This window comes from Comamonas aquatilis, from assembly GCF_965139575.1.
GTDB lineage: Bacteria > Pseudomonadota > Gammaproteobacteria > Burkholderiales > Burkholderiaceae_C > Comamonas > Comamonas aquatilis.
Window position 1 is genome coordinate 111,114 of the sequence record NZ_CBCSIW010000005.1, and the last position, 24,312, is coordinate 135,425.

Sequence of the window (24,312 nt, forward strand, 5' to 3'; positions counted from 1 at the left end):
GTAGCTGGCATTACCAAAAGAGCAAGCCTGCGCAGTGGCAGGCTTGCTGTACCTAATTGGCTTTTTTATTGATCGGCCTGCCCATCTTTGGGCTTGGCTATGCGTACTTTGTGCTCCCAAAGGGAAATGACTGCGACGTAGAAAACCGGCACAAAGATCACGCCCACCACCGTGGCCGCCAGCATGCCGCCGATGACGCCGGTGCCTAGCGAGCGCTGGCTGGCAGCGCCGGCACCTGAGGCCAGAACCAGTGGAACAACACTCAGAATAAATGCCAGAGAGGTCATCACAATCGGGCGGAAGCGAAGCTTTGCAGCCTCGGTTGCGGCCTCTATCAAGCTTGCGCCTGACTCTCTGAGACTTTTGGCAAACTCCACAATCAAAATGGCATTCTTCGCGGCCAGACCGACAATGGCAATCAGCCCCACCTTGAAGTAGACGTCGTTCGCCATTGAGGCGCTCAAGGGCAGCAAGTTGACCACCAGCATGGCCGCCACAGAACCCAGGGCACCGATAGGCACGATGAGCATCACGGAAATCGGAATAGTCCAGCTTTCATAGAGCGCAACCAGCACCAGAAACACGGTCAGAATGGCCAGCGCAAACAGCAGGGGAGCTTGTGCACCTGCCTGACGTTGCTGGTAGGACAGTCCGGTCCATTCATATCCCACGCCGCGCGGTAACTCCTTGATGATTGCCTCTACGGTTTCCATCGCTTGGCCGCTGCTGTATCCAGGGTTGACGTCGCCGCTGATGCTGAAGGACAGATAACCGTTGTAACGAGAAATCTGGGATGGCCCATCTACCCAACGCACCGTGGCAAATGCACTCAATGGCACTTGTTCGCCCGAAGCATTGGGCACACGCATGGCAAGCAGGTCATCAGGGTTGGATCGATCCATGGGCTGCGATTGCACGACGACGCGCTCCAGGCGGCCTTTGTTGACGTAGTCGCCGACGATGGCCGACCCGTAGGAAGTCGAAATCGCATTGCTGATGGCATCAAAGCGCACGCCTTGCGCCTCGGCCTTATCGCGGTCTATCTGGATGTTGAGTTGTGACGAGTTCGGCAGCCCTTCCACCATGGCATAGGCAATGGATGGGGATTCTCTCAGCTGAGTCAGAAGCTTGTCGCGTGCCTCGCTCAAGGTGGCAAGGCCCACCCCGCCACGGTCTTGCAGCCGCAGAGCAAAGCCTCCTGCGTTGCCAAGGCCTTCGATGGGCGGTGGGTTGATTGCCATGACCTGCGCGCCATTGTGTGTGCCCAGGGTTTCGTTCAGCAAAGCCGTTTCGACATCAACCGCTTGGTCCGGTCCGCGTTGAGACCAGTCCTTGAGCGTTGGAAACGAGATCGCCGCATTTTCTCCGCTGCCCGCAAAACTCCATCCCACGATGGTGATGGTCTGCTCCACCGCATCTCGCGATGCCAGGTAGCTCTCCAGCTCCGACACCACCGCTTCGGTACGGCTGTACGTCGCGTTAGAAGGCAGTTGCACGTCAACAATGGCATAGCCTTGGTCTTCGTTGGGTACAAAGGCTTCGGGCAGTTGCAGATAGGAAGCCGCCAGAATGGCGACGAGTGCGGCGTACACCGCCACATAGCGCCCGGTCTTGCGCACCATTTTCTGATTCAAGGCATCAAATCGCTGAGTCAGGCGGGCAAAGAAGCGATTGAACCATCCGAAAAATCCACGCTTTTCTTCGTGGTGGCCTTTGGGAATGGGTTTGAGCAAGGTCGCGCACAAGGCGGGGGTGAGCGTCAGTGCCAGGAATCCGGAAAAAAGAATGGATACCGCCAAAGCCAGTGCGAACTGCTGATAAATGATCCCCACCGATCCGGACATAAAACCCAGGGGAAGGAATACGGCGATAAGCACCAGCGTAATGCCCACAATGGCGCCAGACACCTGTTGCATGGCCTTGACCGTCGCATCGCGCGGCGAGAGCCCTTCCTCAACCATCAGGCGCTCCACGTTCTCGACGACCACGATGGCGTCATCCACCAGAATGCCGATGGCCAGCACCATGCCAAACATGGTCATCATGTTGACCGAGAAGCCCAAACCATACATCACGGCAAAGGTGCCCATCAAGCACACGGGCACCACAATCGTCGGTATGAGCGTGTAGCGAATATTTTGCAAGAACAGCCACATCACCAGGAACACCAGAACAATGGCTTCCAGCAGGGTGGCAACCACTTTCTTGATCGCTACTTCCACGAACAGCGAGGTATCGTAAGGAATTGCGAAAGTGACGTCTTGCGGAAAATTGGAGCTCAACTCCTGCAACTTTTGCTTCACAGCCGAGGCCGTGGCTATTGCATTGGCGCCTGGGGCCAGCAACACGGCACCGGCTACGGCGCGTTTGCCATCCAGGCGTGACTCAAAGCTGAAATCCTGGAGATTGCTTTCCATGCGCGCAACATCGGCCAGGCGAACAGAGGAGCCGTCTGCGTTGGCGCGCAGAACTATGTGTCCAAACTCCTCGGGGCTACGCTTGGTGCCTTGCATGGTCAACGTTGCCGTCAACATCTGATCGGTCGCGCTGGGGCGGCTACCGAAGCTACCGGCAGGCACCTGGATGTTTTGTGCCTGAATGGCGGCGCTGACATCGGCAATGGACAGGCCGTATCCGAGCAATTTGGTCGAATCGACCCATACCCGCATCGACGGTTCCGCGCTAAAGAACTGCACCTTGCCAACGCCTGGCAGGCGGCGGATCTCCTTGTTCACATAGCGGGTCGCGTAGTCGGCGAGTTCAACAACGTCCTTGGTGGAGTCTTTGTCTTTGAACGTGAGCGCATAGATCAGCAGAAAGCCTGCGTTGGCTTGCTCGACTTGCAGGCCCAGTTGCCGAACGGCAGCAGGCATTCTGACTTCGGCGTTCTTCAGGCGGTTTTGCACATCGACCTGTGCGAGGTTAGGGTCGGTACCTGGCTTGAAGGTAACGGTCAGTTCTGCCGTGCCACTGGAGCTTGAAGAGCCAAAGTACAGCAGATTTTTGGCGCCGGACAGTTCTTCTTCGATAACGCTGGTGACCGTCTCGGCAATGGTTTGGGCCGAGGCTCCCGGGTACGACGCCATGATGGAGATCTGAGGCGGGGCCACATTGGGAAACTGCGAAACCGAGAGATTGGGTATGGCCAGCAAGCCTGCAAGGCAGATAAAGATGGCAATGACCCAGGCAAACTTGGGTCGACTGATGAAGAAGCGCGACATTGGTACGGACTGGAACAGAGGTGGTGCGGCCGCCCGATAGCGCCCGCACAATTTCGTGTGCAAAGGCTGGGCACTAAGCCTCATCCCTTTGGTGTTCACAAAAAAGCATGTTGATGATACATTTTTGTCTCATTTGATATTTTAAAATGTCATTTGGCGCTTTGTGGTCTCCAGCTATGTCTTACAGGCACAATGGAGCCCATAAGAAATTCATAACTCCTCAGATGACTCTCGAAGATGACAAGTCCTTGGCGGCATTGGCTGTTGCCATGGTTCAAAACCCTCGCGGTACCTACCAGGATCTGGCAGCGGCCGTAGGCGTGAGTCGCGCCACGCTCTACAGGTTTTGTCGTACGCGTGAAGAGCTCATACTGCGTTTGCTTCGGCATAGCTCAAGGCGTTTGACGGACGGCTTGGAAGACGCACAGCTTGAGACAGGAGAGCCCAAGCAAGGGCTTGATCGTCTGATTGAATCTCATCTCAAGCACAAGGAGTTGGTCAGCTTCATCACACAGTACTGGCAGGCCGATTCAGAGCTGGACCCTGAGATGGCGGCAGACTGGAAGCGCAATGAAGAAGCCATTGATGATTTCTTTTTGCGTGGTCAGCGTGCCGGGGTGTTTCGTATCGACATCAGTGCCGCAGCGCTGAACGACACTCTTGTCTGGCTCATCATTGGATTGACGGACTGCGAGCGGCGCGGACGTATCGCGGGTGCTGCTTTGAGGAGCACGATTGCAGATCTGTTTATGGAGGGGGCTCGCGCCGAGTAGCGAGTTGGTAGCTGCTCCCCAATGAAAAGAGCCCACTAAGTGGGCTCTTTTTCGGCAGAAAGGCAGTTTGCGGTTTTTCAGGCCGCGCTTGTGGTGGCTGCCTCATGAATCAGCTTGGCTACCTCGGCCGGGTGCGATGCAAGGGATGCGTGGCTGGCGTCCAGTGTGACAACCTTGCGCGCGTTCAGGCGCGAGGACATGCGAGCCTGGTTTTCCGGTGAAATCATGCGGTCCTGACTGGAGATCTGATACCAGGACGGCTTGTGCTTCCAAGCTGGATCGCTGACCGTATCGCCGAAGGTACTTGCCAATGGCGCTTTCTGGCATGCCGCCATGACGCAGGCTTCGTCCGTCGTCAGATCCTGGCAAAAACTCTCTTGAAATTTATCGACCTTCAGCCACAGGTAACCATCGCTGTCCGGAACCAAATTGGGTGCTGCAATGGGCAGGTGTTGCTGCGTGATGCCACCAGGGCTCTCGCCTGCATCAGGTGCGAAAGCAGCAATGAAGACCAGTGCTGCCACATTGGGCAGATTGCCCGCTTCGCTGATGACGGCTCCACCATAGGAGTGTCCGACCAAGACCACTGGGCCGCTGACCTGCGCAATCATCTTGCAGGTTCGTTCTGCATCGTCAGCCAGCGAAGTCAATGGGTTTTCTACCGCGCGTATGTCTTCATAGCTCAGGCGTTTGAGTTCAAGAATGACTTTGCCCCAATGGGCGGCACCACCCCAAAATCCATGTACCAATATGACCGTTGGCTTGCTCATCGTACTAACTCCTCGTTCAAGGCTGGATGTAAAACGACCGACTGAGAATGGTGGTTGCTGGTGTACCTTGTGCTGCTCGCAGCGGTGAAAGTCGTGCCAATATAAGTCGATGAATAGAGAGGGCAGTGTCAGGTTTGATTTGACGCTGTGCGCTTATCTGCCAGAGTTCAATATGAACGCGCTATGTCCGCGTACTCAGGAGTTCTTCCTGTGCATACCAGTCGGCAAACAATTTTCGCGAGTTCGCATCAAAGCTCAGATTGCGAGATTGGCACCAACTTTTGAACTCTTTGGGGTGGATGGTGGCTCGTATCAGTTTGTGCCCGGCACGGCGCTGGTGTTGCTCTCCAAGTCGGGCCGATTGCAGCCACTCCTCATACGAGCCAAAAGCGGTCTTGCCGTCAACCATCAAACGCTTCATGGCTTCGAATTCCGTCTCGCGAAACCAGATGACGCTGACGACCGGTGTCGGTGGCGAATTGTGGTCCATATCAACCCCCGTTTATGTTGCTAAGTGTGCAACTAAACAGCATAGACCTTGGTGAGTTGTTCTCCTATTTCTCAGGGGAATCCGTATGAGTATCAAGGGGATGACCTAGCCGACTGGTTCAACGTACATGAAGGTTTTGGGCAAGGTAAAATAGGGTATTAAAGCGCGCGGCGCGACATTTCCAGCCTGTACCATGGCGGCATGAAGCACATCAAGCCCATCGTCACCCTCGCTGCAGCAGCAGGACTATCTGCCTGCGCAGCCCCCGAGCCTGCTTCGCCTGCACTTGGCATGGCCAATCCTGCATCGGTGTATTGCGCAAAGCTGGGCGGTAAATCGGTGATGGAGTCACACGCGGCTGGGCAGGTGGGAATCTGTCATCTGCCTGATGGCACGCAGATCGAAGAATGGACGCTTTTTCGGCGTGATCATCCGCAACCAGGCTCTGTTCGGTAAAGTACAGAGCATTGCCGTGCATAATGTCGGGGCGCTATAAAAACGCGTCTTTGGGCTCATGCGGAGCACCCCGCATCTGCAGCCTGATTCAGGTGTTCGAGCAATCGCACCCCCAAATGAATCAAATATCTGCCCGTAGCTCAGTTGGATAGAGCAACAGCCTTCTAAGCTGTGGGTCACAGGTTCGATCCCTGTCGGGCAGGCCAATAAAATCAATAGCTTGCGAGACTATTTGAAATAGTCTTTGCTCCGCAAAACTGGACGCTTAGCCAGCCTTTCGGGTCTGTCAACACGGAATTGCCGAGCCCAATGCCGAGCGGAAATTCCCTATGTTGCGGCCTTCACTCGGCTCCATGCCGAAAGTAATGTCGCTTTGTGGTCTGTACCGAGCTGTGGGCTCCTGCCTTGATGCGGCCAACTCTCCTCGATCATCCGCCACGCCATCAGCGACCTTGACTCGGTGATCGTAGAACCCAAATCTGCAAATCTGAGCTGAACCTATATGCTTTCGTAGACGGTTGGCAGGCGCTCACCAAACCATAGCGCGTTCCCGGCCCTGGATCTGAGTGTACGTGGCAAACGTCCGAAGCCTACGACCTTGTAAGACATTTGCTCTTATCACCCGAACGCGGTATTAATATGGTCTTTCCGAAAGTGAATTTGGAAACGACTGGTAACATGACTCCATGCCAGCCCTCGACGGCATGAGTAGAGACATACAAAAAATATCAAGCGGGCTGACGGTGGTAGTTGCTGCAGGGTTTCTTGGTGCGCTGTGCCTGAGCTTTATCGCTAGCTGGGCTTGATCATGCTCGAGGCTTCAGTGCTCCGTCGGCCCTGAACCGGAGCGGTTTGCATGAACAAGGTCTATCGTCTGGTCTGTGCGCACTGCGCCAGGTGTGGATTTGTGCTGCAGAGACAGCACGCGCCCGTGGCAAGGCCTCGCGCTCCACGGTATTGCTGACCGTGCTCGGCACATCGTCGCTGCTGGTGCAGGCGGCCAACCCTATCGGTGCTCCGCCTTCCTCGACACAGCTGCCCACCGGCGGGCAGGTCGTGGCCGGGCAAGCCAACATCAGCCAGGCCGGCTCGGCCATGACGGTGCAGCAAGGCAGCGACCGGGCCGCCATCGACTGGCAAACCTTCAATCTGGGTAGCCAGGCCAGCATCAACTTTCAGCAGCCCTCGACCAGCTCGGTCACGCTCAACCGCGTGCTCGATGCCAACCCCAGTCAGATTTACGGGCGCCTCAGCGCCAACGGCCACGTCTTCCTGAGCAATCCCAACGGTGTGTATTTCGCCCCCAGCGCCAATGTGGACGTGGGCGGCATCGTGGCGACCACCATGGGCATCAGCAACGATGACTTCATGGCCGGGCGCGATGTGTTCCAGCGCAACGGCAGCACCGGAGCGGTGCTGAATCTGGGCCGCATGCAGGCGGCACCGGGCGGCGTCATCGCCTTGCTGGCCCCCGAGGTACGCAACGAAGGCGTGCTCGTCGCCCAGGCCGGCACCGTGGCCATGGCCTCGGGCGAGGCCATCACGCTGCACTTTGGTGCCACCAGCGGCCTGCTGGACATCACGGTCACCCCCAGTCAGGTGCGTGCGCTGGTGGAGAACCGCCATGCCGTGCTGGCCGAAGGCGGCCAGATCATCTTGGCCGCGCGTGCGGCCGATGGCCTGCTGGCCAGCGTCATCCATAGCGGCGAGCTTAATGCCTCCAGCATTGTCGAAAAGGGCGGGCGGGTCTTTATCGAAGCCAAGGACATCACCCTGGCCGCCGGCAGCCGCATCGAGGCCACGGGCGCCACGGGCGGTGGCCAGGTGCTGGTGGGCGGGCAGCCCAAGGGCGCGGGCGACATGTACCAGGCCACTACGGTGACTATGGCCGCGGGTGCCAGCATCGACGCCAGCGCCACACAGCAGGGCGACGGCGGCACGGTGGTGTTGTGGAGCAATGTCCACGACGCCAGCGCCAAGACCACGGTGCAGGGCACGATCGCCGCGCGCGGCGGCGCGCAGGGCGGCAACGGAGGCTTTGTAGAGACCTCGGGCGCCAGCTTGAAGATAGACGACATCCGCGTGGACACCTCGGCGGCAACGGGAACGGCAGGCCAGACCGGCGAATGGCTGCTGGACCCCTATGACCTCACGGTGGACGCCAGCGCCGCTTCCACCATCAGCACCAACCTGGGTACCAGCAACGTCACGCTGCTGACCACGGCCAGCGGCGCCAGCGGGCCGGGCGTGCAGAACGCCAATGGCAACGGCGACATCACGGTCAACTCGGCCATAGGCTGGAGCAGTGGCAACCGGTTGACGCTGGACGCCTACCGCAACGTCAATATCAACGCCGCAATCTCCGCCGGCAACAACGGCAAGGTCACCATCATCACCGGCGACACCGCCGGGAACGGCACCAGTACCAGCGCGGTGGGCGACTACAGCTTTGGCCTGGGCGCGGGTGGCTTTGCAGGCCGTCTGACTTTTGGTTCGGTGGCGGGCAGCGCAGCGCTGCAGATCGGCACTGGGGGGACTGGTGCGCCTGTTTCGTATTCGCTGGTCTACACCCAGGCCCAGCTCGCGGCTCTCAATGGCCAGTCGGGAAATTACGCGCTGGCCAATGCGCTGACCACCTCGGGCAGCTACACGGCGGCCACGCCCGGCGCGGCCTCGATGATCGGCAGCTTCGGCAACAGCAGCACCAAGGTAGGCACCTTCACCGGCCTGGGCAACACGCTGTCGGGCTACACGGTCACCCACAACACTGGCACTAACACCAACGGGCCGGGCGGCTACGCCTTGTTCGGCACCAACAACGGTACGATCCGGGACTTTGGTGTCGTCGGCGCGGTACTGACCACCAACACCTTCGCCAACAACAGCGGTACGGGCTTGCTGGCCGGCGCCAACAACGGCGGCACGCTCAAGAACGACTACACGACCGGCACGATCGCGATGGCCAACGCGACGGGATTCGTCGGCGGACTGGTCGGGCTGATGAATACAGGCACCGTGGCCAACAGCTGGTCCAGCGCCACGATCAACGCCCCCGGCCAGAGCCTGGGCGGGCTGATCGGCTCTATCGTGACGACCGCCAGTGCCGGTGCCTTGGTCACCGACAGCTATGCCACCGGCAATGTCACCAGCACCAGCCTGTTCTCCACCGGCGGCCTGATCGGCTCGATCAACCCCGGTGCCGGCAGCGTGCTGGGCACCACGGTGCGCAACAGCTATGCAACCGGCAACGTCAGCAGCCCGCGCGAGTACACCGGCGGCCTGATCGGGTTGATCCAGGGCGGCACCTCGGCCAGCCACAATCTCATCAGCAATTCTTACGCCACCGGCTCCGTCAACAGTACCAACACCGGCACCGGCGGCCTGGTCGGCAATGCCTCGGGTTTCACCGATTTTGCGGACACCTACGCCACCGGCAATGTCACAACCAATAACAGCGGTGCCGGTGGCCTGATCGGCGTCACCAACAACGGTACGCTGACGGTCAATCGCTCCTACGCCACCGGCAATGTGACCGGCACGGGCGTAAGCGCCCAAAACATCGGCGGCTTCATCGGTGATGCAGGGGCCACGACGATCAACACCTCGTTCTCCACCGGCAATGTCTCGGCCTACGCCTACTACGGCGGCTTCGTCGGTGCCGCCCGCTCGGGCAACGTCTGGAAGGACGTGTATGCGAACGGTAATGTCAGCGGCAACGCCACTGCGGGCAGCTCGCTGACCGCCATCGGTGGCCTGTTGGGCTACGCCAGCGGCGCCACCTCGATCACCAACGCGTACTCGTCCGGCACGACGCCGGCGTACGTCGTGAACAGCGTTGGCGCCTCCGTCGGCCAGGGCAACAACCAGGTCACACTGACCAATGTCTATTGGGACTCCACCAAGGCTGGTTCCAACGGCTACGGCAACACGCCGGGCACCGTCAGCGGCGGCGGCGCGCGCACCACGGCGCAGTTGCGCGACGGTACCATGCCGACTGGCTTCAACAGCGGCAACACGGCCAACAGCAACCCCTGGCGCGCCGGCTACGGACTCAATCCCTATTTCGCGCTGGCCGGTTACGTGCCTGCGGGCGCCCAGACCATCAGTGGCACGGCCTACACGGCGGGCGGTGCGGCCGCCGGCTCCTCGTTGATCGACATCTACTTCGGTGGCGGCGTGCTGGCCAGCGGCATCACGGCCGATGCCATGACCGGCGCCTACACAGCCTTTGTCGGTGCTGGAACCATCGGTGCCGGCAGCCATCTGGGCGGTACGCTCAAGCTCAGTGGCGCGGGCAATATCAGCGGTCTGACCTATACCGATATGCCTACGTTTACCGGCGGCAATGTCACGGGCTTTGACCTCAAGTCAGGTCTGTTGCTGGCAACCACCGCAGACACCACCAACAGCGCGCTGCAGACCAACCTTGGCGCCACCTTCGGCAGCGGCGCCTTCAGCACGCTGGCGACCACGCTGGCCAGCGCGCGCTGGCAGTACAACGCCAGCGGCAACTTCACGGTCGACAGCGCGATCAGCCATGGCAGCGGTGACCTCGGGCTCAGCGCCGGCGGCAACCTGGCCATCAACAGCACGCTGACGGCCGGCACCAACCTGTTCCTGAAGGCCGCCGGTAATGTCACCGAGGCCACCTCGGGCGCAGGCCTCACCGCCACCAACCTGGTGTTGCTGGGCGGCGCAGTGGCATTGAACAGCGCCAACGTCAACGGCACCACCAGCAGCAACAACGTTGCGACACTGACCGGCACCGGCCTGGCCAGCCTGTCCTACCTGGATGCCGACACGCTGACCATCGGCAACGTCGGCCCCTTCCTGGACAACGTCACCGCCACCAGCATCAACGGCACGAGCACGAGCAGCAGTGGCCTCAGCGCCGCCGGCAACATGTTCGTCGGCACGGCCTCGTTCGCCGGCAACCTGAACGTCTCGGGCAATATCACCACGACGGCCGGCACGCCAGGTGCGACGCTGACGCTGCGCGCTGGCCAGAACGTGTCGATCGCCGACGGCGTGAGCATCGCTAGCGGCGGCAGCGGCAAGCTCAACACCGTCCTCTGGACAGGCTGGAACACTAGCCTCAACCGGGGCACGCTGTCGGTCGGCAATGCCAGCATCGACACCAACGGCGGCTTCTTCTGGGCCGGCGGCGGCGCCAGCAACGATGGTGCCTCCGGCGTCACCAGCTACCAGGGCATCACGGTGCCCGCTCTGCACGCCACCCAGTTCCAGGTCGCGTCCGCGCCTGGCGCGCTGTTCAATGGCACGACGGTCACGACCCGCGGCGGCCTGATCTCGATCAAGGGGCGCTTCGCGCGCCCTTCAGCTTCCGGCAACTTCGTGGGCCTGAGTCTGCAAGGTGTCACGCTCAATGCCGGCGGTGGCAATATCGACCTGGCCGGCGTGAGCAGCCTGACGGGCACCAGCCTGATGGCCGTGCAGATCGCCGGCAACACGGCAATCACCACCACCGGCAGCGGCAACATCACCATCACCGGCACCGACACCAGCACCAACGGCGTCACCGGTACCGCCAACGGCATCCAGTTGGCCTCCACCGGCAGCCAGACGATCACACTGCAGACCGACAGCGGCAATATCTCGCTGAACGGCAGTAGCACCAGCAGCACGGCCACGGCCTCGGCCGGCCTGCAGCTGAGCGTGGCCGCACCCAGCACGGGCCGCATCAACATCGTCTCCAATAGCGGCGACATCACGCTGTCGGGCTCGCAGGGCTCGGGCCGCGCCACGGCCGGTATCGAAGGCCTGCAGTTCTCGGCCGACGGCGCGGCCAACGTCGGCGCGGTGCGCTGGGCGCAAGCGTCTACACCGGCAACGTGGTGCTGCAGGGCAGCTCGCTCTACCACGCCGCGGCCACCAACACGGCCGGCGTGGTCGCCGTCAAGGGCACGGGCGACCTGACGATCAACTCCCCGGCCGCCAGCTTTGGCAAAAGCCTGACGCTGGACAGCGCCTACGACTTCGGCAGCACGCACAGCAGCATCACGATCGGCAATACCACCAACAGCGCCGATGTCTCGCTGACCAGCGCACTGGCGGCCAATGGCCCGATCTCGGTCTACGGCGGCAATGTCACGACCAGCGCCGCGCTGACCAGCACAGCCGCAAATGCAGACGTGCTGCTCAAGGCCACGGCCGGCGTCACGGTCGGCAGCGCCATCACCACCAATGCTGGCGACATCACGCTGTGGAGCAACAGCACCGATGCCACGACCGGCGGCATCTCGGTGCTGGACAACGTCACGCTGGACAGCCGCAGGAATGCCGACCGCACGGCCGGCAACACCAGCACGGCCAGCGGCGGCGGCGCGATCACGCTGGGTGGCGGCAGTGCCAGCGCGGCGCTGGCCTCGGGCACGGTCGTGCCGATCGGATATGCCAGCAACCGCGCAGCAGGCGGCGCCGGTGTGTTGTTCGGCACGGCCGGCAACGGCCACAACGCCAATGACAAGCTCTACTCGGGCGGCGGCGACATCAGCGTGAGCGGCCAGAGCACCGCGGCCAAGATGACCGTGGACGGCTTGGACTTTTCCATCGGCGTGGCGGCCTTCGAAGGCCTGACGATGGACGCTGGCACCAGCGGCTCGATCACCCTGGTCGGCAACACCAGCTTCGCCACCACGGTCGGCCAGGGCATCGAGATCGGCCTGTCGGACACCGGCCTGGCCACATCGACCCTGCGCACGGCCAACGGCAACATCAGCCTCACGGGTACCGCCAGCGGCGCCACCACGGTCAACAATGGCATCCAGATCAGGGACCTTACGGCATCCCGCACCACCCTCGTCGCCACGGGCACCGGCGGCATCAGCCTCACCGGCAACGGCTCGGTCGCGGGGTCGCGTGATCTGAATCTGGGCGGCATCGACATCCTGGCCGCCAGCGGGCCGATCACCATCACAGGCACCGGCAGCGGCTATCTGAACACCCAGGACACGTCTGGCGTGAACTACCAGATGAACGTCGGCAGCAAAGCCGGATCGCCGGTCACGGGCTCCAGCAGCAACATCGTCGTCACCGACGACAGCTTCGTCGTGGCCGCGAACAACGGTTTCGCGTTCAACACCAGCGGCACGGTCACGCTGCAGCCTTATACGAACAACTTCTCGACCGCCTTCAACCTGTCGCCGAACACCTTTGCCAGCACCGTCAGCGCGCTGACGGTGGGCAAGGACATCGGTGCCACAGCCCACACCGACACGGTCAACATGAACGCGGCGGCGAACATCGCCGGCCCGATCAGTGTCTACGCCGGCACTATCACGACCAGCGCAGCGCTCTCGTCCAGCAACGTCGGCGCGGACATCCTGCTGAAGTCCACCGGCCTCACGACGGTAGGCGGCAGCATCACGACGAACGCCGGCGACATCACCGTCTGGAGCAATGCCACCGACGCCAGCGCCGGCGGCCTCAACGTGCTGGACAACGTGACGCTGGACACGCGCCGCGACGCTGACCGCACGGCCGGCAACATCGCCACGGCCAGCGGCGGCGGCACGGTCACGCTGGGCGGCGGCAGCGCGAGCATCACGCTGCCCTCCAGTACCGTGGTGCCGACCGGCTATGCGCAGACCACGACGCTGCACGGCGGCGTGGTGCTGGGCACCGACACCAATGCCGGGCACAACAGCAATATCAAGGTCTACTCCGGTGGCGGCAACATCACCATGCGCGGGCGCAATACTTCGTCCGCCCCTGGCAGCGTGGCGCACGGCCTGATGGCCTACGGCGGGCTGACGATGGACGGTGGCACCACCGGCGCGATCACGCTGGACGGCAATGCTAATGTCGTGACGAACTCCGTGCGTGGCATCGAGCTCAACTACAACGGCGGTACCGCGACGCTGCTGCGCACGACCGACGGCAACATCAACATCACCGGCACTGCCGCCGGCAGCACCGGCATCAGCAGCGCCGTGCAGATGTTCGCCAACCCGAGCGCCGGCAGCATTACGCTGGCGGCCACCGGTACCGGCGGCGTCAGCATTACCGGCAACGGCACCACGTCCGGCAGCTCGGCCCGCAACTTCGTCTTCAATGGCACGGACATCCTCGCTGCCAGCGGCCCGATCACCTTCAATGGCACCGCCGCTGGCGGTATCTTCCTCACCAACGTCAACGGCACGGCCTACCAGGGCAGCTTGGGCGCCAAGGCGGGCAGCCTGGTCACCGCGTTCAGCAGCAACATTACGCTCACCAACGACAACTTCGCGGTGGCCGCCGGCGTCGGCTTCAATTTCAATACCAGCGGCGCAGCCGTCATCCAGTCCTTTGGCGACAACTTCAGCACGGCCTTCAACCTCTCGCCGCTGACCTTCGCCAGCAGCGTGTCCTCGTTGACGGTCGGCAAAGACATCGGCGCCACGGCCCACACCGACACGGTCAACATGAACGCGGCCGTGAACATCGCCGGCCCGATCAGTGTCTACGGTGGCAACATCACGACCAGCGCAGCGCTGCAGTCCAACAAGGCCAACGCCGACATTCTGCTCAAGGCCACGAACGGCGTGCAGGTCGGCGGCAACATCACGACCAACGCCGGCGACATTACGCTGTGGAGCAATGCCACCGACGCCACCGCCGGCGGCATCTACGTGCTGGACAACACCCAGTTCGATACGCGCACACAGGCCGACCGCACCGCCGGCAACACCAGCACCGCCAGCGGCGGCGGCGCCATCACGCTGGGCGGCGGCAGCGCGTCCACCACCCTGGCCAGCGGCACCGTGGTGCCGACCGGCTACGCGCTGGACTTCACCGGCCGTGGCGCCGGCATCATGCTGGGCACGGATGTCAATGCGGCCAGTTCGCACAACGCCAACGTGCGCCTGCTGTCGGGCGGCGGCGATGTCAGCCTGCGCGGCAAGGCGGTCAACTCGCGCAGCAGCTTCTTCACCTCCACGGCCGGGATCGCCGCCCAGGAAGGGCTGCAGATCGATGGCGGCACTACGGGCGACATCACCATGGATGGCGTCGGCGCGGCCACCATCGCCCGGACCGTCGGCGTGAACCTGAGCTGGAACCTGGGCAGCGGCTCCGCCTCCACCGTGCTGCGCACGCACAATGGCAACATCGACCTGAGCGGCACCGGGTCTCAATCGCCCAACAGCCTCGGCCTGTACCTGCTGGCTGGATCGGCAACGCCCACCACGATCGCGGCCACGGGCAGCGGCAGCGTGAGCCTCACCGGCGCGGCCAACAATTCGAGCAACGCGGTCGACATCCTGCTGGTCGGCACCGACCTGTTGGCCGCCAGCGGCCCCATCACGATCACCGGCAGGAGCAACGGTAGCCTGCGCACCGACCATGCCTCCGGCCAGAGCGCCTATCAGATGAGCGTGGGCAGCAAGGCCGGCAGCCTGGTGGGTAGTTCGTCCAGCAATATCGTGGTCAGCGAGAACGCGTTCGCGGTCGCGGCGGGCGACGGGCTGACTTTCAACACCAGTGGCATTGTCACGCTGCAGTCCTACGCCAACGACTTTTCCACCGCCTTCAGCCTGAACGGGATGGGCTTTGCCAGCACCGTGTCTGCTCTGACGGTGGGCAGGAACCTCGGTGCCACGGGGCACGCCGACACGGTGAACCTGAACGCCGACGTGAACATCGCCGGGCCGATTAGCGCCTACGGCGGCACCATCACCACCAGCGCGGCGCTCGCATCGAACAACGCGGGTGCCGACATCCTGCTCAAGGCCACGAACGGCGTGCAGGTCGGTGGCAACATTACGAGTAACGCTGGCGACATCACGCTGTGGAGCAACTCCACCGGCGTGACGACGGGCGGGATCTACGTGCTGGACAAGACCACGCTGGACACGCGAGGTAACGCCGACCGCACGGCCGGTAACACCAGCACGGCCAGCGGTGGCGGCGCCATCACACTGGGTGGCGGTAGCGCCTCAACCACTCTGGCCTCTGGCACCCTGGTGCCGGCCGGCTTTGCGCAGAACCTGACCGGGCACATAGGCGCCATCACGCTAGGTACCGACACTGGCAGTGGCCATGACGCAATGGTGAGCCTGGTATCCGGCGGTGGCGACATCAGTCTGCGCGGCCAGACCACAAGCACGGCCGGCAACTTTGCCAGCGGTATCTCGGCCTACGAGGGACTGAACATCGACGCCGGCAGCAGCGGCAGCATCGCGCTGGTGGGCAACAGCAGCGCAAGCACCACTACCTCGGTGGGCGTCAACCTGGGCGCCAACCGAACCGGCGCAGCCGCCAGCGTGCTGCGTAGCGGCAATGGCAACATCGCCCTCAGCGGCACTGCCAGCGGCGGTGCCACGGGCAGCAATGTCGGTGTTTCCGCTGCGGCCAATTCCTCGGGACGCATGACGCTGGCCGCCACCGGCAGCGGTGCCATCTCGATCAGCGGCAACGCCAGCGACGCCAGCGGCAGCGACGTGCGGCTGGCCAATGCCGACCTGCTGGCCGCCAGCGGGCCGATCACGGTCACTGGCAGCGGAGCCGGCGCACTGGCCACCGCCGCCTACGGCACACCTGGCACGCTCAACCTCGGGGCTGTGGCCGGAGGTCTAGTCACCGCTTCGACCAGCAACATCACCATTAGCGAGAACGACTTCGCGGTGACCGGCAGCAACGGCTTCGCGGTTACGACCAGCGGCGCCGTCACGTTGCAGCCGTTCGGCAGCAACTTCACCACCCCCTTCGTGCTCAGCCGCTTCGGGTTCTCCAGCACAGTGAGCGGCCTGACGGTGGGTAAGGATATTGGCTCTGTGGCCCACACCGACACCATCGGCGGCGCGGGCTCGTACAGCATTGCCGGCCCGATCAGCTTGTACGCTGGAACGATCAACCTTGGTTTCAGCCTGACCAGCACCGCCGCGGGCGGCACGATCACGCTGAGTGCCAGCAACGCGGCCGCGCAGTCCACCGGCCGGCTCGAAGCGGCCAATCTGCTGCTGCTGGGTAGCGGCAACTTCACGCTGAACCAGCCCAATCTGGTGGGAATACTGGCCACCGGCAGCGATATTGGTAGCCTCTCGCTGCTCAACGGCAGTGCGTTGACCATTGGCAGCGTTGCCGGCAGCAGCGGCATCAACAGCACCGGCACGGTCAATGTGGCCACCACAGCTGGTAACCTGACCGTGGCGCAAAATGTCACCACTACCAGCAGCGCCTCCGATGCGATTACGCTGAACGCGGGCAAGAACGCGTCGGCCGGCACGGCCACGGGTGGTAATCTGATCGTCAGCGGCAGCCCGGCCATCACCACCGGCGCCGGCGGACGTGCCACGCTGTACAGCGGCAGCGCCACGGCCGACAGCAGCTTGGCTGCGCTGATTGGCCGCGGTAGCGGGCGTTTCCGTTACAACAGTGACGAAGCCACGACCAACTACACGGCGGCGCTGGGCACGGGGCTGTACGGCATTTATCGCCAGAGCATGAACACGGCCTTTGCATTGGGTGATATCAGCACCGTCTATGGCACGGCGGCCACGCTGAACACCGCAAACGCTTTGGTCAACGGCGATGCCGCCACCTTCAGCATTGCCAACCCGCTGCTGTCCACCTCGGGCAATATGCGTGTGGGCAGCTATGGCATCAACGTCACCAACCTGTCGGCGTTGACGGCCCTGGGCTATACGGCCACCGGCAACTCCAGCGCCACGCTGACGGTAACGGCCAAGGCCTTGAGCATTGGCGGCATCACCGCTGGCGACAAGGTCTATGACGGCAGCCGCAATGCCACGATCAGTACCAGCGGCGCCACCTATACCGGTCTGGTCTCCGGCGATGTGGTCACCTTCAGCAGCAGCGGCAGCTTTGGCGACAAGAACGTGGCCAACGGCAAGACCGTCACCCTGGTCAACACCAATGGCGGCGCCGATGCCGGCAACTACACCATCACCAACCAGGCCACGACCACGGCCAGCATCACGCCCAAGACCCTGACGGTGAGCCAGATCACGGCCGCCGACAAGGTCTATGACGGCACGGCAGCGGCCAATGTGGTCACGGGCAGCGTGCAGTACACCGGTCTGGTGGTGAACGACGATGTCAAGCTCGTCTCTTCCACGGGCGTGTTCGGCAACAAGCATGCCGGCAACGGCAAGACCGTCACGCTGAGCAATAGCTACAGCGGAACGGACAAGGGCAACTACCTGATCGTCGATCAGACTAGCACCCAGGCCAGCATCAGCCAGGCCCAACTGCAGATCAGCACCAACGACGTCACCAAGGTCTACGACGGCACGACCGCCGTGTTCGGCGGCGCAGCCATGGCCGTGGGCGGCACCCAGCTGTTTGGTGGCGACACGCTCACGGGCGGCACGTTTGCCGATACCAGCAAGAATGTGGGCATAGGCAACAAGGTGGTGGTGGGCGTCACGGGCGCCACCATCAATGACGGCAACAGCGGCGGCAACTATGCCGTCAGCTACGTCAACAACACCAACAGCACCATCACGGCCAAGGCCTTGAGCATTGGCGGCATCACGGCGGCGGACAAGGTCTACGACGGCAACACCAACGCCAGCGTCAGCACTGCAGGCGCCACCTTCAACGGCCTGGTGGCCGGCGACAAGGTCACCGTCAGCAGCAGCGGCAGCTTTGGCGACAAGAACGTGGCCAACGGCAAGACCGTCACCCTGGTCAACACCAATGGCGGCGCCGATGCCGGCAACTACACCATCACCAACCAGGCCACGACCACGGCCAGCATCACGCCCAAGACCCTGACGGTGAGCCAGATCACGGCCGCCGACAAGGTCTATGACGGCACGGCAGCGGCCAATGTGGTCACGGGCAGCGTGCAGTACACCGGTCTGGTGGTGAACGACGATGTCAAGCTCGTCTCTTCCACGGGCGTGTTCGGCAACAAGCATGCCGGCAACGGCAAGACCGTCACGCTGAGCAATAGCTACAGCGGAACGGACAAGGGCAACTACCTGATCGTCGATCAGACTAGCACCCAGGCCAGCATCAGCCAGGCCCAACTGCAGATCAGCACCAACGACGTCACCAAGGTCTACGACGGCACGACCGCCGTGTTTGGCGGCGCAGCCATGGCGGTGGGCGGCACCCAGCTGTTTGGTGGCGATACGCTCACGGGCGGAAATTTTGCTTATGCCGACAAGAACGCCGGTGCAGGCAGCAAGATGGTCACCGTCTCGGGCGTGAGCGTGTCCGACGGCAACAGCGGCGGCAACTATGCCGTCAGCTATGTCAACAACACAGGCAGCACGATCAACAAGGCTGCGCTGACGGTCAACGGCATCACGGCGGCGGACAAGGTCTACGACGGCAATACCAACGTGCTGGTGAGCACAGCCGGGCTGAACTATACCGGCCTGCTGGCCGGCGACCAAGTCACCACCGATGTCAGCGGCCAGTTTGTAGACAGGAATGCCGGTATCGGCAAGACCGTGACGCTGCTCAGCAGCTACGGCGGCACCGACGTGGGCAACTACCTGATCTCTAGCCAGGCCAGCGCCAATGCCACTATCAGCAAGGCGGGGTTGACCGTGACTGCCAATGACGATGCGCGCTTTGTGACGCGCAGCGACATCGCAGGCTACAACGGCGTGCACTACAGCGGCTTTGTGGGTGGCGACACGGCCGCCTCGCTGGATCTGAGCGGCTTGGTCGTGAACCGGCCTAACGCGGGGATCAATGTGGGGGCCGGGGTGTACGCCGGTGCCCTGCAGGCCAGCGGTGTCAGCTCAGGCAATTACAGCATCAGCTATGCAGCCGGCAACTACACCATCTTGGCGGCCAACAATGCGCTGGTCAAGACGGTGAATCAGGAGACCTCCTACGGCACCGTCCCGACCTACACCGTGGCCTCGGTCGAGTACATGGACAACAACAACCTGATCAGCACGTTGATGCAGTCCGGCCACAGCGGCAACAGCTACAGCTACAGCGACGGTGCGGGCGGAACGCTGAGTTTTGCGCTCGGTCCGCGTACCCCCAACCTGTCCAGCAGCGGGCTTGTTTCGGTGGGTAACTACACGATTGCCGATGCCAACCCGGTCATCGGCGGCGGTAATCTGGCTGGTGCGGTGACCTTTATCGGCAACCTGGCTGTTCAGGCCAAGGCGGTGAGTGTCTCGGCTGGCGGCGTCAGCAAGATCTACGACGGCACGACGGCCATGAATGGCGTCACGTTGAATCTCTCAGGCCAGTTCGGGGGGGACACGGTTACCGTCAACGGTCGTGGCAATTTCTCGCAAAAGAACGTAGGTAACAACCTAAGCTACAGCGTGACCGACATGGCGCTGGATGGTGCGGACGGAGCCAACTATTACCTGAGCGGAGGCAGCAGCCTGTCGGGCAACAACGGCAGCATCACGCCCAAGACCATCACCGTGGGCGGCATCACGGCCGCCGACAAGGTCTATGACGCCGGCAAGAGCGCTACCGTCAACACCTCAGGCGCCAACTATGGAGGTTTGATCACGGGTGATGATGTGGGCGTGATCGCCACGGGTCTGTTCGGCGACAAGAATGTGGGCCAGGGCAAAACGGTGACGCTGAGTAGCAGCTATAGCGGCGCTGACAAGGGCAACTACATTTTCATTGACCAGGCCAGCACCACGGCGGCCATCACGCCCAAGGCGCTGACTGTGAGCGGCCTGGCCGTGGCCAACCGTACCTACGACGGCACGACCGGTGCCACGGTGGACATCAGGGGCGCCACCTATACCGGCCTGATCGCAGGCGACTTCGTGCAGGTAGCCGCCACCGGCAGCTTTGCCAACAAGAACGCCGGTGCCAACAAGCTGGCCACACTCAACAGCACGTACAGCGGCGATGATGTGGGCAACTACAGCATCACCAGCCAGGCCAGCACCACGGGCGATATCTTTGCCGCAGCCCTGAGCGTGTCCAGCGGCAATGTCTCCAAGGTCTATGACGGCAACACCAGTGCAGCGGGCAGCGCCACCGTGGTGGGCGGTCAGCTGTTTGCCGGCGACACCCTCAGCGGCGGCAGCTTTGCCTTCAGCAACAAGAACGCCGGCAGCGGCAACAAGACCGTGCATGTCTCTGGCGCCACGCTGGCCGACGGCAACAACGGCGGCAACTACCTGGTCACCTATGTGGACAACACCACCAGCACCATCACGCCCAAGGGCGTGACGGTGAGCGGCATCACCGGTGTCGACAAGGTCTATGACGCAGGCTTGGGCGCCACGGTCAACACCTCAGGCGCCAACTATGGAGGTTTGATCACGGGTGATGATGTGGGCGTGATCGCCACGGGTCTGTTCGGCGACAAGAATGTGGGCCAGGGCAAAACGGTGACGCTGAGTAGCAGCTATAGCGGCGCTGACAAGGGCAACTACATTTTCATTGACCAGGCCAGCACCACGGCGGCCATCACGCCCAAGGCGCTGACTGTGAGCGGCCTGGCCGTGGCCAACCGCACCTACGACGGAACGACCGGTGCCACGGTGGACATCAGGGGCGTCACTTATACCGGCCTGATCGCAGGCGACTTCGTGCAGGTAGCCGCCACCGGCAGCTTTGCCAACAAGAACGCCGGCGCCGACAAGCTGGCCACACTCAACAGCACGTACAGCGGCGATGATGTGGGCAACTACAGCATCACCAGCCAAGCCAGCACCACGGGCGATATCTTTGCCGCAGCCCTGAGCGTGTCCAGCGGCAATGTCTCCAAGGTCTATGACGGCAACACCAGTGCAGCGGGCAGCGCCACCGTGGTGGGCGGTCAGCTGTTTGCCGGCGAAACCCTCAGCGGCGGCAGCTTTGCCTTCAGCAACAAGAACGCCGGCAGCGGCAACAAGACCGTGCATGTCTCTGGCGCCACGCTGGCCGACGGCAACAACGGCGGCAACTACCTGGTCACCTATGTGGACAACACCACCAGCACCATCACGCCCAAGGGCGTGACGGTGAGCGGCATCACCGGTGTCGACAAGGTCTATGACGCAGGCTTGGGCGCCACGGTCAACACCGCAGGCTCCGTCATCGGCGGCCTGGTCAGCGGCGACGACGTGACCGTGATCGCCACGGGCCTGTTCGGCGACAAGAACGTGGGCCAGGCCAAGACCGTGCCCCTGTCGAGCCGCTACAGCGGCGCCGACATTGCCAACTACGTTTTCACCGACCAGGCCAGCACCACGGCGGCCATCACGCCCAAGGCGCTGACTGTGAGCGGCCTGGCCGTGGCCAACCGCACCTACGACGGAACGACCGGTGCCACGGTGGACATCAGGGGCGCCACCTATACCGGCCTGATCGCAGGCGACTTCGTGCAGGTAGCCGCCACCGGCAGCTTTGCCAACAAGAACGCCGGCGCCGACAAGCTGGCCACACTCAACAGCACGTACAGCGGCGATGATGTGGGCAACTACAGCATCACCAGCCAGGCCAGCACCACGGGCGATATCACGCCAGCATCGATCACGGTGACGGTGGGTAATGTGAGCAAGGTCTATGACGGCATGACCAGTGTGTCCGGTGCCACAGCCTTGCTGGCCAGCGGCATGCTGTTCGGCAGCGATGCGCTGACGGGCGGCAGTCTGGCCTTTGCCGACAAGAACGCCGGTGCGGGCAACAAGACGGTGCTGGTAGGCGGCTTTGGTGTCAGCGACGGCAACAGCGGCGGCAACTACACGGTCAGCTACCTGAACAACACCACCAGCACCATTACGCCCAAGGCGCTGACGGTCTCGGGTATTGCCGGTGTGGACCGGGTCTATGACGGTACGATCCAGGCTGGCGTGGACACCAGCGCCTTGGTGCTGGGCGGTCTGATCAGCGGCGACAACCTGCAGTTGGTCAGCAGCGCTGGCAACTTTACCGACAAGAACGCGGGCCAGGGCAAGACAGTGACACTGGCCAATAGCTACAGCGGTGCGGACTTGGGTAACTACCAAATCACCGACCAGACCGGCACCACGGCCAGCATCAAGCAGCGCATGGTCAGTCTGAGCGGCCAGCCCGATATCGGCGACCTGAGCAAGGTCTACGACGGCACGACCCATGTCAACATCGACACCAGCGGCGTCACCATCGGCGGCCTGCTGACGGGCGACAAGCTGGGCTACCAGGCCAGCGGCACGACGGCAGACAAGAACGTGGGCGTGGACAAGAACCTGACCGTCGTGGGTGGGCTGACGGGCGAGGATGCCGGCAATTACCAGATCGAAGTGCCTACGACGCTGAGCGGCAAGGTCACGGTCACGGCCAAGGTCTTGACGCTGGACGGCATCACGGCCAGCAACAAGGTCTATGACCGCACGACGGATGCCACACTGGGCCTGGCCGATGCCGTGTTCAGTGGTGCCATCGAAGGCGACAACGTGGGCTACACGGCTAGCGGTGCATTCAGCGACAAGAACGCGGGCATGCACAAGACGGTGTTCTTGAACACCGGCCTGAGCGGAGCGGATGCCGGCAATTACACGCTGAGCGGGCAGGCCACAACCACGGCCGACATCACGGCGCGGATCATCACGATAGACAACGTGCCCGGCAGTGGCGGAGATCTGAGCAAGGTCTACGACGGCACGACCCATGTCAACATCGACACCAGCGGTGTCACCATCGGCGGCCTGCTGACGGGCGACAGCCTTGGCTACCAGGCCAGCGGCACGACGGCGGACAAGAATGTGGGCGTGGACAAGAACCTGACGATCGTGGGTGGTTTGACGGGCGAGGATGCCGGCAACTATCAGATCGAGCTGCCTACGCTGAGCGGTAAGGTCACGGTCACGCCCAAGATCTTGACGGTTGACGGCACCGTGGCCCAGGACAAGGTTTTCGATGGCAACACGGGAGCCATATTGAGCGGCGCCACACTGACCGGCGGCGGTGTGCTGGGGGCCGACGACGTGCGTCTGCTGAATCAGACGCAGGGCAGCTTCGATACGGCCAGCGTGGGCAACGGCAAAACGGTCAGCTCGGCGATGACGCTGGGCGGAGACGATGCCGGCAACTACCAGCTGAGCCAGCCCGGCGGTTTGGTCGCCAGCATTACACCCCAGCCGGTGCAGCTACCTCCGGACGTCGGCGTACCGCCGGTGCTCACGCCCGAAGCACCGCGGCCCCCGGGTTTTGTGCCGGAGCAGCCCGTGGGTGGCACGGACGTGTTGACCGGTGCGCCGCAGCTCCCGGCGCTGCCGGGCCTGGATAAAACTCCCACGGTGGTGTCGGGCCAGGAAGCCCGCTCGGACGTGGCTCCAGGGCGCGAGGGATTTGCACAAGGCGCGTTGGTGGCCGAGTCGGTGGCTGTGCTGATGAGCGTCGGCGATGCGGTGCGCACGGGCGACAATTTCATCAGCGTGACGCATTTCGAGGTGCTGAGTCTGCGGCCGGCCACGCCGTTCACATTTGCTTTGCCCAAGGACACTTTTGTGCACAGCAACAGTGCCGAGCCGCTCAGCATCGAGGCACGATTGGCCGATGGCCAGCCGCTGCCTTCCTGGCTGCGTTTTGACGTGCAGGGCTGGGTTTTCAGCGGCATGCCGCCCGAAGGCAGCAGCGCCTTGGATGTGGTTGTGATTGCACGCGATGCCAGCGGCCATAGGGCGCAGACTCAGGTGCAGCTATCTTTTCATTGAAAGGGCCGTATG

7 protein-coding genes and 1 tRNA gene are annotated in these 24,312 nt (G+C 62.7%); 5 read left to right on the plus strand and 3 right to left on the minus strand.

The window, feature by feature from the left end; all coding sequences use genetic code 11:
* Positions 1-65 precede the first annotated feature (65 nt).
* Positions 66-3,221 (minus strand): multidrug efflux RND transporter permease subunit, encoded by a 3,156-nt coding sequence (locus tag ACNAZA_RS09040; RefSeq protein ID WP_415796226.1) that lies wholly within the window; start codon positions 3,219-3,221, stop codon positions 66-68.
* Positions 3,222-3,634: 413 nt separating this feature from the next.
* On the opposite strand from ACNAZA_RS09040, the gene ACNAZA_RS09045 reads away from it, so the two are divergent.
* On the plus strand, positions 3,635-3,994 hold the full coding sequence (locus tag ACNAZA_RS09045) for a hypothetical protein (RefSeq protein WP_415796227.1): 360 nt from the start codon (positions 3,635-3,637) through the stop codon (positions 3,992-3,994).
* 77 nt (positions 3,995-4,071) lie between these two features.
* Here the strand turns inward: ACNAZA_RS09045 and ACNAZA_RS09050 are convergent, their stop codons facing one another.
* Both ACNAZA_RS09050 and ACNAZA_RS09055 read right to left on the minus strand, forming a co-directional pair.
* On the minus strand, positions 4,072-4,764 hold the full coding sequence (locus tag ACNAZA_RS09050) for an alpha/beta hydrolase (protein ID WP_415796229.1): 693 nt from the start codon (positions 4,762-4,764) through the stop codon (positions 4,072-4,074).
* A 181-nt stretch (positions 4,765-4,945) separates the two neighbouring features.
* Positions 4,946-5,254, minus strand: coding sequence for a hypothetical protein (locus tag ACNAZA_RS09055; RefSeq protein WP_120967357.1), 309 nt, complete (start codon positions 5,252-5,254; stop codon positions 4,946-4,948).
* A gap of 201 nt (positions 5,255-5,455) precedes the next feature.
* Here ACNAZA_RS09055 and ACNAZA_RS09060 point away from each other — a divergent pair, with 201 nt between their 5' ends.
* The 4 genes from ACNAZA_RS09060 to ACNAZA_RS09075 all read left to right on the plus strand — a co-directional run bounded on the left by ACNAZA_RS09060 (position 5,456) and on the right by ACNAZA_RS09075 (position 24,300).
* Positions 5,456-5,710 carry a putative hemolysin gene (locus ACNAZA_RS09060; protein WP_415796230.1) on the plus strand — a complete coding sequence of 85 codons (255 nt, stop codon included), beginning with the start codon at positions 5,456-5,458 and terminating at the stop codon, positions 5,708-5,710.
* A gap of 129 nt (positions 5,711-5,839) precedes the next feature.
* Positions 5,840-5,916 (plus strand) — tRNA-Arg (locus ACNAZA_RS09065).
* A 646-nt stretch (positions 5,917-6,562) separates the two neighbouring features.
* Positions 6,563-11,647 carry a beta strand repeat-containing protein gene (locus ACNAZA_RS09070; RefSeq protein ID WP_415796231.1) on the plus strand — a complete coding sequence of 1,695 codons (5,085 nt, stop codon included), beginning with the start codon at positions 6,563-6,565 and terminating at the stop codon, positions 11,645-11,647.
* A complete protein-coding gene (locus ACNAZA_RS09075; RefSeq protein WP_415796233.1) occupies positions 11,566-24,300 on the plus strand; it encodes a YDG domain-containing protein in 12,735 nt (4,244 codons plus the stop codon). The genes ACNAZA_RS09070 and ACNAZA_RS09075 overlap by 82 nt, the downstream gene beginning before the upstream one ends.
* Positions 24,301-24,312 lie beyond the last annotated feature (12 nt).